Origin of the sequence: Micromonospora sp. CA-259024 (assembly GCF_050936255.1) — a bacterium.
In the GTDB taxonomy this organism is placed as follows: domain Bacteria; phylum Actinomycetota; class Actinomycetes; order Mycobacteriales; family Micromonosporaceae; genus Micromonospora.
This window is the reverse complement of record NZ_JBNJND010000002.1, coordinates 64,874-76,770: the sequence shown is the minus strand read 5'-3', so window position 1 is coordinate 76,770 and position 11,897 is coordinate 64,874. Positions and strand designations below refer to the sequence as shown.

Annotated in this window: 10 protein-coding genes and 1 riboswitch; of the genes, 4 read left to right on the top strand and 6 right to left on the bottom strand. The window is 73.1% G+C overall.

From position 1 onward, the window contains the following. Positions 1 to 119: 119 nt before the first annotated feature. The 4 genes from ACQEUX_RS19630 to ACQEUX_RS19615 form a co-directional block, all read right to left on the bottom strand. Positions 120 to 1,187, bottom strand: coding sequence for a coiled-coil domain-containing protein (locus ACQEUX_RS19630; protein WP_433050236.1), 1,068 nt, complete (start codon positions 1,185 to 1,187; stop codon positions 120 to 122). Positions 1,188 to 1,192: 5 nt separating this feature from the next. After that, a riboswitch (cyclic di-AMP (ydaO/yuaA leader) is annotated at positions 1,193 to 1,324 on the bottom strand. Positions 1,325 to 1,467: 143 nt separating this feature from the next. Next, positions 1,468 to 2,385 (bottom strand): cation diffusion facilitator family transporter, encoded by a 918-nt coding sequence (locus ACQEUX_RS19625; RefSeq protein ID WP_433050233.1) that lies wholly within the window; start codon positions 2,383 to 2,385, stop codon positions 1,468 to 1,470. A 107-nt stretch (positions 2,386 to 2,492) separates the two neighbouring features. Then, the gene (locus tag ACQEUX_RS19620; protein WP_433050230.1) at positions 2,493 to 4,610 is read right to left on the bottom strand and encodes a HelD family protein; all 2,118 of its coding nucleotides are present in this window, start codon (positions 4,608 to 4,610) and stop codon (positions 2,493 to 2,495) included. A 108-nt stretch (positions 4,611 to 4,718) separates the two neighbouring features. Continuing rightward, on the bottom strand, positions 4,719 to 5,666 hold the full coding sequence (locus ACQEUX_RS19615) for an alpha/beta fold hydrolase (RefSeq protein ID WP_433050227.1): 948 nt from the start codon (positions 5,664 to 5,666) through the stop codon (positions 4,719 to 4,721). A gap of 169 nt (positions 5,667 to 5,835) precedes the next feature. Here ACQEUX_RS19615 and ACQEUX_RS19610 point away from each other — a divergent pair, with 169 nt between their 5' ends. Beyond that, positions 5,836 to 6,459, top strand: coding sequence for a carbonic anhydrase (locus tag ACQEUX_RS19610; RefSeq protein WP_433050224.1), 624 nt, complete (start codon positions 5,836 to 5,838; stop codon positions 6,457 to 6,459). 191 nt (positions 6,460 to 6,650) lie between these two features. Here the strand turns inward: ACQEUX_RS19610 and ACQEUX_RS19605 are convergent, their stop codons facing one another. After that, positions 6,651 to 6,980 (bottom strand): hypothetical protein, encoded by a 330-nt coding sequence (locus ACQEUX_RS19605; protein WP_030330285.1) that lies wholly within the window; start codon positions 6,978 to 6,980, stop codon positions 6,651 to 6,653. 307 nt (positions 6,981 to 7,287) lie between these two features. Here ACQEUX_RS19605 and ACQEUX_RS19600 point away from each other — a divergent pair, with 307 nt between their 5' ends. Beyond that, positions 7,288 to 7,779: a DUF3145 domain-containing protein gene (locus ACQEUX_RS19600; protein WP_363616118.1), complete on the top strand. Its 492-nt coding sequence runs from the start codon at positions 7,288 to 7,290 to the stop codon at positions 7,777 to 7,779. A gap of 101 nt (positions 7,780 to 7,880) precedes the next feature. Continuing rightward, positions 7,881 to 9,614, top strand: coding sequence for a glycoside hydrolase family 3 protein (locus ACQEUX_RS19595; RefSeq protein WP_433056974.1), 1,734 nt, complete (start codon positions 7,881 to 7,883; stop codon positions 9,612 to 9,614). 18 nt (positions 9,615 to 9,632) lie between these two features. On the opposite strand, the gene ACQEUX_RS19590 is transcribed toward ACQEUX_RS19595, so the two are convergent. Further along, positions 9,633 to 11,516: an NAD-binding protein gene (locus tag ACQEUX_RS19590; protein ID WP_433050219.1), complete on the bottom strand. Its 1,884-nt coding sequence runs from the start codon at positions 11,514 to 11,516 to the stop codon at positions 9,633 to 9,635. A 126-nt stretch (positions 11,517 to 11,642) separates the two neighbouring features. Here ACQEUX_RS19590 and ACQEUX_RS19585 point away from each other — a divergent pair, with 126 nt between their 5' ends. Next, complete coding sequence (locus ACQEUX_RS19585) at positions 11,643 to 11,861, top strand: hypothetical protein (RefSeq protein WP_433050216.1); 219 nt, start codon at positions 11,643 to 11,645, stop codon at positions 11,859 to 11,861. Positions 11,862 to 11,897: the final 36 nt, after the last annotated feature.

Sequence of the window (11,897 nt, the reverse complement as noted above, 5' to 3'; positions counted from 1 at the left end):
GCCCGGCGACGTAGCCGGTGACCGCCCGGCGGGCCGTGCCCTGGCGAGAACGTGATGCCGGTGAGTCATCACGATGACTCACCGGCATCACACACTCTGGGGTACGTGCCAGCGCAGGGTCAGTAGACCGACAGGTGCACGTGGTTGGTGTGGTCGCTGGACGGGTCGCCGCCCGCCCCGCTGTACGACTTCCACCCGCTGCTGGGTAGCCAGATCTGCCTGTACCAGATCACGTACAGCACGGCGAGCCGATCAGCGTTGCGGATGAAGTACGCGGCCAGGTTGTTGCCGTACGTCTTGTCGCCGCCGGTGGCGTCCCCGCCGAAGCCGTTCTTCTGCGCCGCGAAGTCGCAGGCCCGGCCCTTCGGGTGTTCGCCCGAGCCGCCGGAGCGGTGGCAGGAGACGTACCGGGTGAAGCCGGCGGCCTTGGCCTGGTTGAGTGCGTGCAGGGTGCGCGGGGTGATGCAGCCGTTGGCCGGCGTCGGGTCGTTGACACTGCACGACTCCGACGGCCAGGAGCCGTCGGAGTTGCGCGGCGCGGCCGTCGCGTTGGCGCCGGAGGTGCCCCGGTTGGAGCCGGTGTCGGCGGTGGTCTGCGGCTTGGGAGCGGTGGCCACGGTCAGGGCCCGTTCGGCCTGCTCCTTGCGCTTGGCCATCACCGCGACCTGCTTGCGCTGCTCGTTGATCTCGCCGTTCAGGGCGACCCGGGTGCGGTTGGCCTGGTCCTTGGTGGCGAGCAGGTCGCGCAGCACCCGGTCCTCGTTGGCGGCCACCGCGTCCAGTGCGGCGGCCCGGTCCATGAAGCCCTCCGGGGTGTTGCTGCTGAGCAGCGCCGACATCGCGCCGAGCCGGCCGGTGCGGTATGCCACGCCGGCGATCTCACCAACCTTGCCGTTGCGCTGGTCGAGTTCGGCCTCGACGGTCTTCAGGTGGGTGCCGAGCTGCTGCTGCCGCTGGATGGAGGTGTCCAGGGCCCGCTTCGCGTCCAGGTAGCCCTTGCTGGCCGCCTCCAGTTGGGCTCGCAGAGCCGGGGTGCCGCCCTCTTCGTCGCCGTCGGGTGCGGCGGCGGCCCGTAGGCCGGTTGGGGGTGCGGCCGAGGCGGTGCCGGCCGGGAGCGCGACGCCGAGGGCGAACATCGCGACGATCAGGGCCGCCAGTCGGGCGGCGGGTGGTCGTGCTGGTGCCACTGCGCATGTCCTTCCGTCAGCCGCCGACCGGGTTAGCTGACGGGTTCGGGACGGAAGATCCCTACCGCTGACGCGGATGCACCCCAGGAACGTGGTTCCCCGGTTCGCCCGTTCGGGCGATTAGGCGGCGACCGCCACCTGCGCCGGGAGGGCGCCGCCTGGTGGAGGCCGGGACCGAGCCTACCGGTGCCGGTGGGGCGCTTGCAGCCGATGTGACGGACGGTGCGTGCGTCGTGACGGAAATATCCGACGAAGCTGAGGAAAGCTACTGAAAACGCCGTTACCACTCCACGGAGCCGCAGGCCCCCGAGGCCGCGCCGGGCTCGATCTGCAACGTCGCGTGTTCGATCCGGAAGTCGTCGTGCAGGGCCGTACGGGCCGCGGTGAGCACCGCGCCGATCTCCGCGCCGGGTGCCATGGTCAGGTGCGCGGAGGCCACCTCCATGCCTGAGGTGAGCGTCCAGACGTGCAGGTCGTGGACCTCGACCACGCCGGGCACCGCAGCCAACCGGTCGTGCACCGCGGTCACCTGGAGGTGCTCCGGGGCCGCCTGCACCAGGATGCGGACGGCGGCGCGTGCCAGCCGCCAGGTACGCGGCAGGATGAACACGCCGATGGCGACGGCGACCAGTGGGTCGGCCCACCACCAGTCGGTGACCGTGATGAGCAGTGCGGCGCCGATCACGCCGACCGAGCCGAGCAGGTCGCCGAGCACCTCCAGGTAGGCGCCCTGGAGGTTGATGCTCTCCCGGGCTCCGGCGCGGAGCAGGGCGAAGGCGGCGACGTTGGCGAGCAGGCCGAGCACGGCCACCGCGAGCATCGGGCCGGCGACGACCTCGTGCGGGTCGCCGAAGCGGCGGATCGCCTCGATCACCACGTAGACCGCGACGCCGGAGAGCAGGACGGCGTTGGCCAGCGCGGCGAGCACCTCGAGTCGGTAGAGCCCGAAGGTGCGCTGCGGGTCGCCGGTGGCGCGCCGGGTCGCGGTGATCGCGGCGAGCGCCATCCCGATGCCGAGCACGTCGGTGAACATGTGCCCGGCGTCGGAGAGCAGGGCGAGCGACCCGGTGTGCAGGGCGGCCACCGCCTCGACCACCATCAGGGTGGCGAGCAGCCCGAATGCCGCCCAGAGGCGGCCCCGGTGCTGGTGTGCGGCATTGGCGACGGACCCGTGGTGGTGGTCATGACCTGCGCCCACGAGAACCACCCTCCGCCGCCAGTCGGGACCCGGTCAAATGTATGTTCACATCGCTATGTATGCAAGTGTAGGGCTGGCAGCTCTCGCTGGCGGCTCGCCAGCACGGATCAGCCGGTCGGGTCGATGGTGGTGAGGCGCTGCGTGGCCCGGGAGAGCGCCACGTACAGGGTGCGCACCCCGGCACCCGGATCCGCCCGGATCTCGCTCGGGGCGACCAGCACGACCCCGTCGTACTCCATGCCCTTGGCCTCCAGGCTGGTGACCACCTGCAGCCTCGGCGCGGCGAGCGCGGCGACCCAGCCGGCGACCTCGTCGCGGCGGGGGACCGGCGTGATCACCCCGACGGTGCCCTCCACCTCGGCCAGCAGGCCGGCGGCCGCCTCCACGGTCGCGGTCTCCAACCCCGTCGGGGGCACCACCAGCTCGACCGGGTCGACCCCGGTGGAGCGGACGGCGGTTGGCAGCGGCAGGTCAGGGTAGAGCCGGCGGATCTCCGCCGCCGCCACCGCGAAGATCTCCGAGGAGTTGCGGTAGTTGGTGGTGAGCGTGAAATCGTGCCGCTTGCGCCGGCCCAGCGCCTGGTCCCGGGCCCGGTCCAGTTCCTCGGGGTCGCCGGTCCACGCGGTCTGGGCGGGGTCGCCGACCACCGTCCAGGAGGCCAGACGGCCACGTCGACCGACCATCCGCCACTGCATCGGTGAGACGTCCTGCGCCTCGTCCACGACCACGTGCGCGTAGTCCCGGTAGTCCTCCGGGCGCTCTCGGGCCGCCGTGCGGGCGGCCCGTTGCCGCTCGCCGAGGGTGCTCAACTCGCGTACGCCGCCAGCCAACTGGAACGGGTCGCGCCGGGCCCGGGCCGGCTGCGCCGGCTTACCGAGCAGCGCGTCCAACTCGTCCAGCAGCGCGATGTCGGCGATGGTCAGCCCGGCCGAGTCCAGGTTCCGGTACGCGGCGGTGAGTAGCCGGATCTCGGCGGTGGAGAGGATTCCCCCGGCGTACCGGCGCAACCGGTCCGGCTGCGCCAGCCAGCCGAGCACGTGCCGAGGGTGCAGCCGAGGCCACCACGCCTTGAGGAACTCCCGGAACTCCGACCGCTCGGCGATCTCCGCCTCGAAGGCCCGTTGCTCCGGCAACCGACCGATGCCCACCTCACGGGCCTGCGCCCAGAGCGCGGCGAACACCCCGTCGAAGCCGGCCCGGCGCACCTCGTTGCGTCGGGAACCCCGTTGCAGCGCGCGGTCCCGGATCCGGTCCAGCGCCGCCCGGTCCAGCCGCAGCAGCGTGCCCCGGTAGAGCAGCCGCAGCTCACCCGGGCCGCCCGGCACCGCGTCGCGGGCCGCCCGCTCCAGCACCCGGCGCATCCGCAGCGAGCCCTTCACCGCCGCCACCTCGGGCGGGTCGGGGCGGGTGGCGGTCATGCCCGGAAAGAGAGTGCCCAGTGAGTGCAGGGTCGCGGTGTCCTCACCGAGCGACGGCAGCACCGAGCCGATGTACTCGACGAAGACCGACGACGGGCCGACCACCAGGATGCCGCCGCCCGCGTACCGGCTGCGGTCGGAGTAGAGCAGGAACGCTGCCCGGTGCAGGGCCACCGCGGTCTTGCCGGTGCCGGGGCCACCCGCCACGATCGTCACTCCGGAGCCGGGCGAGCGGATCGCCTCGTCCTGCTCCCGCTGGATGGTCGCCACGATGTCCCGCATGCCCCGGCCGGTGGCCTTGGACAGGGTGGCCAGCAACGCGCCGTCACCGACGACCGTCATCCCCTCCGGGGCGGCGGTCGGGTCCAGCAGGTCGTCCTCGATCCGGGTGACCCGCTCGGCGCGGGACTGGATCGTGCGGCGCCGCACCACGTCCAGCGGCTGCGCCGGAGTGGCCTGGTAGAAGGCGGCGGCGGCCGGCGCCCGCCAGTCGACGACCAGCGTGCGGGCATCCTCGTCGCGGATGCCGAGGCGCCCGACGTGCAGCACCTGCCGGTCGCGCAGGTCCAGCCGGCCGAAGACCAGCCCCTCGTGCTCGGCATCCAGGGTGTGCCGCCGCTGCGCCGCGTGGAAGACCATCGCGTCGCGCTCGACCAGCGCGCCGTGCGTGCCCACCCGGGCCATCCGGTAGCCGTCGCGCTCGGCGCGGACAGCCGACCGCCGCAGTTCGGCCAGTCGGGCGTACACCCGGTCCAGGTGTCGTTGCTCGACGGCGATCTCCTGCTCCAGGCCGGTCTGGTCGGTCAACGCACGCTCCTTCGAAGGTCGCCGGCAGGCGGCGGGAACCGCGCGAGCCAACCGCAGAAGGGTACGGCCCCGGGCCCGACCCGCCGCGCCCGAGGTGCGGGAACGTGGTCAGGCACCCGTCCTGGCGGGGGTCGCGTCGCAGTGGGGAGGCGGCGGTTCGGCGAGCACCCGGCGCAGGACGCCGGTCAGTGCGGCGTTCACCTCGTCCGGGCGCTCCATCATCAGCATGTGTCCGGCACCCGGGCAGACGGTCAGCTCGGTGGCCGGCAGGGCCGCGGCGATCGACTCGGCGCACGGCGGTGGGGTCAGCCGGTCCCGGTCGCCGACCAGGGCGGCGGCCGGCAGATGGGCCAACGCGCCGAGGGTGTCCAGCCGGTGCTGGGTGCCGATGGAGGCGCGGAACCCGCCGATCGAGCGCAGCGAGGCACGGGCCACCGCCGAGGTCACCAGGCGGATGTCCGCCGGCTCGCAGCGGTCGCCGAAGAGCATCCACCGGATGCTCGGTTGCAGCGCGTTCAGCAGCGCCCGCGGCGCTCGCCACGAGCCGCACCGGGCCAGCACGCCGGCACCGGTCGTCTCGGCCAGCCGGATCAGCCGGGCGATCCGCGGCGAGAGCCCGTAGACGGTGTGGGTGTGCCCCTCCGCGGTGGTCGAGACGAAGACCAGTCCGGCCGTACGGGCGGCGAAGTGCGCGGGGTGGCGGTGCGCGTACTCCATGATCGTCATGCCGCCCATCGAGTGCCCGACCAGGACCACCGGCCCGGTTGGCGCCACCGCGTCGAGCACCGTCGCCAGGTCGTCGCCGAGCTGGGCCAGGGTGGCCGTGGGCAGGGTCATGCAACTGGACCGGCCGTGCCCCCGCGCGTCGTAGGTGACCACCCGCACCGCCCCGCCCATCCAGGAGGCGGTGAGCGCGTCGACCTGCCGGTGCCAGGCGCGCCCATCCAGCGTCCAGCCGTGCAGCAGGACGGCGGTGACCTGGGCGTCCGTCGGGCCCGTCGCCTCGACGTTGAGCCGCACGCCGTCCGGCAGACCGATCTCGAACCGCTCCGGCATCGCCACCTCCCCTGGGCCGCCCGGCACCACCAGCACCGGGATACCCGGCGGTAACACCGGCTACCCGCCATGACACCACGCCAATCGCGCCGTGGCGAAGATTCGCGACCCCGCCCGAGGTCACCGGTGGCGGGCCAAGCTGTACGGCATGGGGTGGTCGGGAGCGCCCATGGGCGGGACGTCGGGGCGAGGGCGACAGGCCGGCGGTACGCCTCGCGCCGCGCTGGCCGATCTGCTCGCCGGCAATCGGCGGTTCGTCAGCGGTCAGCCGGTGCACGGACACGACGTGACGGCAGCAGCCGCCGCCTCCGGCGACCAGCAGCCGTACGCCGTGGTGCTCGGCTGCATCGACTCGCGGGTGCCGCTGGAGGCGATCTTCGACCAGACGTTCGGCGCGATCTGCGTGATCCGTACCGGTGGGCATGTGCTCGATCGCGCGGTGTGCGGCTCGATCGAGTACGTGGTCGGCCAGCTCGGCGTACCGCTGGTGATGGTCCTCGGCCACGAGCGGTGCGGCGCGGTGGGTGCCACGGTGGACGCGCTGCGCACCGGGGAGCGGCCCGGTGGGTCGCTGGCGCACCTGGTGGACGAGATCGCACCGGCGGTGATCGAGGCAGGGCTGGACGATCCGGCCGTGCATCCGCTGGCGATCCGCCGGCACGTCCGGCGCACGGTGCACACGCTGCGCGAGGACGAGCTGCTGGTCGAGCCGGTCGCCGCCGACCGGGTGGCCGTGGTGGGCGGCCTCTACGACCTGGCCACCGGCGAGGTCGCTCTGCTCGATCCGGCCTGAACGGGCCGGACAGCCCAGGGCCGATCCCGGCTTCGAGTGCATGATCGACTCGGCTTTGGTGGTGTCGGGGTGTCCGGCGTCCCACATACCCCGGTTCCCGTGAAGTCGAGTGGATCTCGCCCCCCGGGACGCGCGAAAGCGCCCGCCGGGAGTCCCGGCGGGCGCTTTCGAGTGATGCGGTGGGGGAGGGCTCAGCCCTCGAAGACGCCGGCCGCGACCAGGCGCTTCTCGGTGGCCTCCCAGCCGTCACCCGGGTGGGTGGCAGCCAGGTTGTTGATCTCCGCCCGGATCTTGGCGGCGTGGCCGGCGGCGGCCAGCACGCGGATCTCCTCGACGAAGGCGTCGGAGTCGGTGCGCAGGTGCGCGGTCTTGCCGTTGGTCAGGTTCCGCACGTAGGCGTGCTTGCCGCCGTTGAGCGGGATGAGGTACTTGAACTCGCCCAGCACGCTGAGGGCGCCACCCTGGCCAGCCTGGCCGGCCCGGACGGACGCGCGCGCGGTCTTAGAGGTGTTGCTCGCCACGGAGGTACTCCTTGCAAGACGTACGGGAGGACTGGACGTCCGGGGGCTGTGTGCGGGCCACACTGACTCGGCCCGCGTAGGTGTAACGCGGCATAAGCCGCCGGTGGAACTGTACAGGACCACGACATCATGCTGGTCGTCGCGGTGTCCTGAGAGGCAACGGCGACCACCCGACCGGCTATTCCACCCGGCGTTTTTTCCGATTCCCTGGCGCATCATGCGTCACACGAGTCATCATGTGTTGCAGCAACCACCTGGGTGGACGAGGTCGTAGGGGAAGACGCACCTCGCTCTCCGGGAGGTCACCGTGCCAACGCGTGGCGTCGTATACGTCCACTCGACCCCACTCGCCGTGTGCTCACACGTCGAGTGGGCGATCGCGCGCGTCCTAGCCGCGCCGGTCAACCTGCAGTGGACGGCTCAGCCCGTCGACCCCGGCGCACGCCGGGCCGAGTGCGGGTGGACCGGTCGTCCGGGGACGGGCGCCGAGCTGGCTGCTGCCCTACGGCAGTGGCCCATGATCCGTTTCGAGGTCACCGAGGAGCCGAGTTCCGGTGCCGACGGTGAGCGCTTCATGTACGTGCCGGCGCGTGGTCTGTTCCGGGCGACCGTCGGCGTGGCCGGCGACATCCAGCTCGGCGAGGATCGGCTGCGGGCCCTGATGGCCGCTTCCCGGGCCCCGGAGGCGCTGGCGCACGCCCTCGACAAGGCACTCGGCACCGCCTGGGACGCCGACCTGGAGCCCTACCGGTACGCCGGCGACGGGGCTCCAGTGACCTTGCTCACCCGGGTTGGCTGAACCAACCGGGTGGACGCCGGTCGGTCACCTGGTCGCATGCTGCGGTTGGGGTTCGTGCGGGCGGTAAGGTCAAGTTGCCCCGATAAGGGGGAACTGGTGGGATAGGCGGCGTGTCGAATCGCCCCTGGCGCGCCAGTGTCGCTGTCGCCGCCCTGACCGCCCTGCTCGTCTCCGGCTGCTCCGGTACCGCGGACCGCCCCGCGCCGACGCCCGACCCGGCCGGCACATCCGCCGGCCCCGGCACCCCCGCCCCGCTGCCGACGGGCGACCCCGCCGCCCGTGCCGCGGCGCTGGTCGCCACGCTGTCCGACGAGGATCTGGTCGGCCAGGTGCTGATGCCGTACGCCTACGGCGACTCGGCGACGAAGGTCTCAGCCGGCTCGGCGGCCGGCAACCAGGCGCTGGCTGGAGTCGACACCCCCGCCGACATGATCACCAAGTACCGGCTGGGCGGCCTGATCCTGGTCGGATTCAGCGCCGACGACCCGACCAAGGGCAACCAGGAGACCACCAACGTCGACAATCCGAAGCAGGTGCACGAGCTCACCGCGGGGTTGCGTGCCGCCGCCGGTCGCCTCGGTGCCGGCCCCGCACCACTCCTGATCGGCACCGACCAGGAGTACGGCGTCGTCACCCGGGTGACCGACGGGGTCACGGTGCTGCCCAGCGCACTGGCGGCGGGGGCGGCCGGCGACCCGAAACTCACCGAGGCCGCCTGGCGTGCCGCCGGCACCGAGCTGGCCGCGATGGGAATCAACATCGACTTCGCCCCGGTGGCCGACGTGCTGGCCACCCGCAGCACCGTGATCGGCTCCCGGTCGTACGGCGCCGACCCGAAGCAGGCCGCCGCCCAGGTCGGCGGTGCCGTCCGTGGCCTGCAGGCGGTCGGCGTCGCGGCCACTCTGAAGCACTTCCCGGGGCACGGTCACAGCGCCGACGACTCGCACCAGGACCTGCCGGTGCTCACCCAGTCCGCGGCAGCGTTGCAGACCGGCGCGTGGCCGCCGTTCACCGCCGGGATCGACGCCGGGGCGATGGCCGTGATGTCCGGCCACCTGGACGCGCGCACGATCGACCCGGGGACCCCGGCGACCTTCTCGCACAAGCTGCTCACCGACGTGCTGCGCGGCCAGCTCGGCTTCAAGGGCGTGGTGATCACCGACGGGATGAACATGCCACCCGCGAAGCGCTGGGCTCCCGGAGAGGCGGCGGTCCGAGCGTTGAACGCCGGTAACGACCTGATCCTCATGACCCCGAACGTCGGTCAGGCGTACGACGGACTGCTCGCCGCGTTGCGGGGCGGGTCACTGCCCCGAGCCCGGCTGGTCGAGGCGGTGACCCGGGTGCTGACCATGAAGTTCCGGCTCGCGGAACTGCCGGCCGCGCAGATGTCCACGCTCAACACCCCGGCTCACCGCGCGGCAGCCGACGCGCTGGCCGCCGCCGCCGTCACCGTGCTGCGGGGCACCTGCGGTGGCGCCGTACCGGGGCCGGTCACCGTCACCTCCTCCGCCGGTCGGGACGGCACCAGGGCGGCCCTCACCGCCGCGCTGACCGCCGCCGGGGTGCCGGTCAAGCCCAGCGGCGGCACGGTCGTGCACCTGGTGGGCTACGGCGACGGCGCCAGCGACCTGCGCGCCGACGCGGCGGTCACGGTCGCCATGGACACCCCGTACGTGCTGGCGGACGCGGCGTCACCGACGCTGCTGGCCACGTACTCCTCCAGTCGGGCGTCGATGACCGCACTGGCCGCCGTGCTGGCCGGCAAGGCCCGACCCGGCGGCCGGTCGCCGGTGGTCGTGCCCGGCCTGCCGGCCACCACCTGCGCGACCTGACCGGTCGCCGTGGGCGGATCAGCGCCCGCCCTCGGGCGTCGGCCGGCCGGTGGCGTCGCCGTCGGCCGGCTCCGGGTGTGGCGGCGGGGCGTCCTCGCCCGGCCGGGCGGGTCGGCGGGTCGCCGGTGGGCGCAACAGCCGTAGAGGCGTGCCGCCGACCGTGGCCGGCGACACCGGCGGTGGGTCGGCGCTGGCCACCGTGCGGGCGAGCAGCGCCGCCAGCCCGGCCCGGGTGGCGACGACCAGCAGTCGATCGGTGCGCACGAGGGGCCGCCGTTGCGGCAGGGACCAGATGGTCTGCCCAGCCCGCCCGGTCCGCATCGCGATCACCCGGGCCTCGCGCGGCCGGCTGACCTGTGGACAGGAGCGACCCTCCAGATCCGAGCCGGCCCCAACCGGCAACTCGGCGACCAGCAGGACCCGCCGCCCCACCGAGATCGTGTCGATCACCTCGCGGCCCATCATGGCCGCGGCGAACGCCGGCGCGGCCAGGTACGAGACGCTGCGCGAGTGGTTGATCCCGAAAGCGCGTTGCACCCGCTGCGCGAACCCCTCATCGAACAGGCGCAGCACCACCCGCAGCGGGGCTGCCACACCACCGTTGGCTGCCCTGTGCAGCGAACGCCCGAGCAGTGCGGTCTCCAGGTTCGTCACGTCGTCGGCGCAGAGCACCACCAGCGCCCGGCAGGTCGACACGGACGCCGCCCGCAAGGTCTCCGGGCTGGTCGCGTCGCCGATCAGGAACGGCAGACCCAGCTCGCGGGCCACCGCCACACCGCGAGCGGTCGGCGCCCGGTCCACCGCCACCACGGTCAGGCCGAACGAGTGCAGTTCCTGCACCACCCGGGTGCCGACGTTGCCCAATCCGACCACGATCACGTGGTCGTCGAGCGGGTCGGTGAGCCGGCCGGCCGCGACCGCCAGCCGGGCCCGTACCACCGAGTCGACCACCAGCGCGGTCACCGTGGGAACCAGGGCCGCGCCGGTGATCAGCAGTAGCAGGGCGGTGAGCTTCTCCACCAGTGACCCGGCCGGGTCCGCATCCGCGCTTCCCAGGGCGGTGAGCAGTGTCAGGTAGCCGGCCTGCACCGGGTCGAGGTCCCGGGCCTGCCCGAGCAGCACGCTGGCGACGGCGAGCAGCGCGGCCGTCGCGCCCAGCGCCCAGCGCAGGCGCTTGCTGAGAACCAGCCGGGCGGTCCGCAGCAGGCGGTGACGGGGTCGCGCCGGGGGAGGTCGCCGCCGGCCGTACGCCCGCACCAGCACCAGATCGGCGGAATCCTCGTCCTCGGGCAGAGTGACCGGCTCGGGGCCGCTGGTGTCGGCCAGCGCGCAGACGACGTCCGTGGTGGCCGGGTCGAATGCGCCCCGGCTCGCGGTCCGCAGCAGCTCGTCGTCGGGCAACCGGAGAAAGGTCGGGGTGTCGTCGCCCAGCGTGGCCGCGACGAACGCAGGCGCGGCGATCTCCGAGCCGGACAGGACCGCGCAGTCGCCGAGCATGGTGGCCACGCCTTCACCCAGCACCGGATTGAAGAGGCGAACCACGATCCGAACCTCCGGATCGAACTCCCGGATGATCAACGCCGCGTCCACGTTGGCCACATCGTCGGCGCTGACCAGCGCGACCGCCGCCGCGGCCCGTACGCGGGCCCGGTCCAGCACCTCGGCGGTCAGCCGACGAGCCACCACCACCTCGAGACGCGCCCCCGCCGCACCGCCGTCGGACGTGAGTTCGGCGATGTCCGGCGCGTGGTTGTCGGTCAACGATGGCAGTACGGCGGTGACCGCGACACCGTACCGGTCGACCAGCTCGGTGATCAGTCGACGGGCCAGGGCGTTGTCGCCGCAGACCACGAAGCGTCGGCCGGACTCCGGATCAATGCCGTCGGTGCTGTCGTCGGGCACGCCCGCATGGTATCTGCCGCCGACCAGGCAGCCGGTCCCACGCGATCTCCCCCTCGGCGCGGCGGAATCGGCACCGGCCGGGAAACCTGTCGCGCCGGTGGCCGGGGGCCTGGCAGCGTGCCGGCCATGGGTCAGGCACAGGGCTTCAGGTACGACCAGCGTGCCGACGGCACGGTGGTGATCACCCACCACGGGCGGGTGGCCGGCACACTGCGTGGTGCCCGGGCAGCGGAGTTCCTCGCCGAGGTCGACGACGACCCGCAGTTGGTGATGGCCCGCTGGACCGGCAACTACCGCCACGGCAACGAGCGCACCGCGAAGCGGCACCCCCGCAACCGGGCCTGAACCGAGAAGGAGCCCCTTCTCATCGCCCGGCGATGA

Bases quoted from the DNA above. Each gene is read 5' to 3' on its own strand.
- ACQEUX_RS19615 (WP_433050227.1), bottom strand. From the start codon at position 5,666: ATGCCGGAGCGGTTCGAGATCGGTCTGCCGGACGGCGTGCGGCTCAAC.
- ACQEUX_RS19610 (WP_433050224.1), top strand. From the start codon at position 5,836: ATGGGCGGGACGTCGGGGCGAGGGCGACAGGCCGGCGGTACGCCTCGC.
- ACQEUX_RS19585 (WP_433050216.1), top strand. From the start codon at position 11,643: ATGGGTCAGGCACAGGGCTTCAGGTACGACCAGCGTGCCGACGGCACG.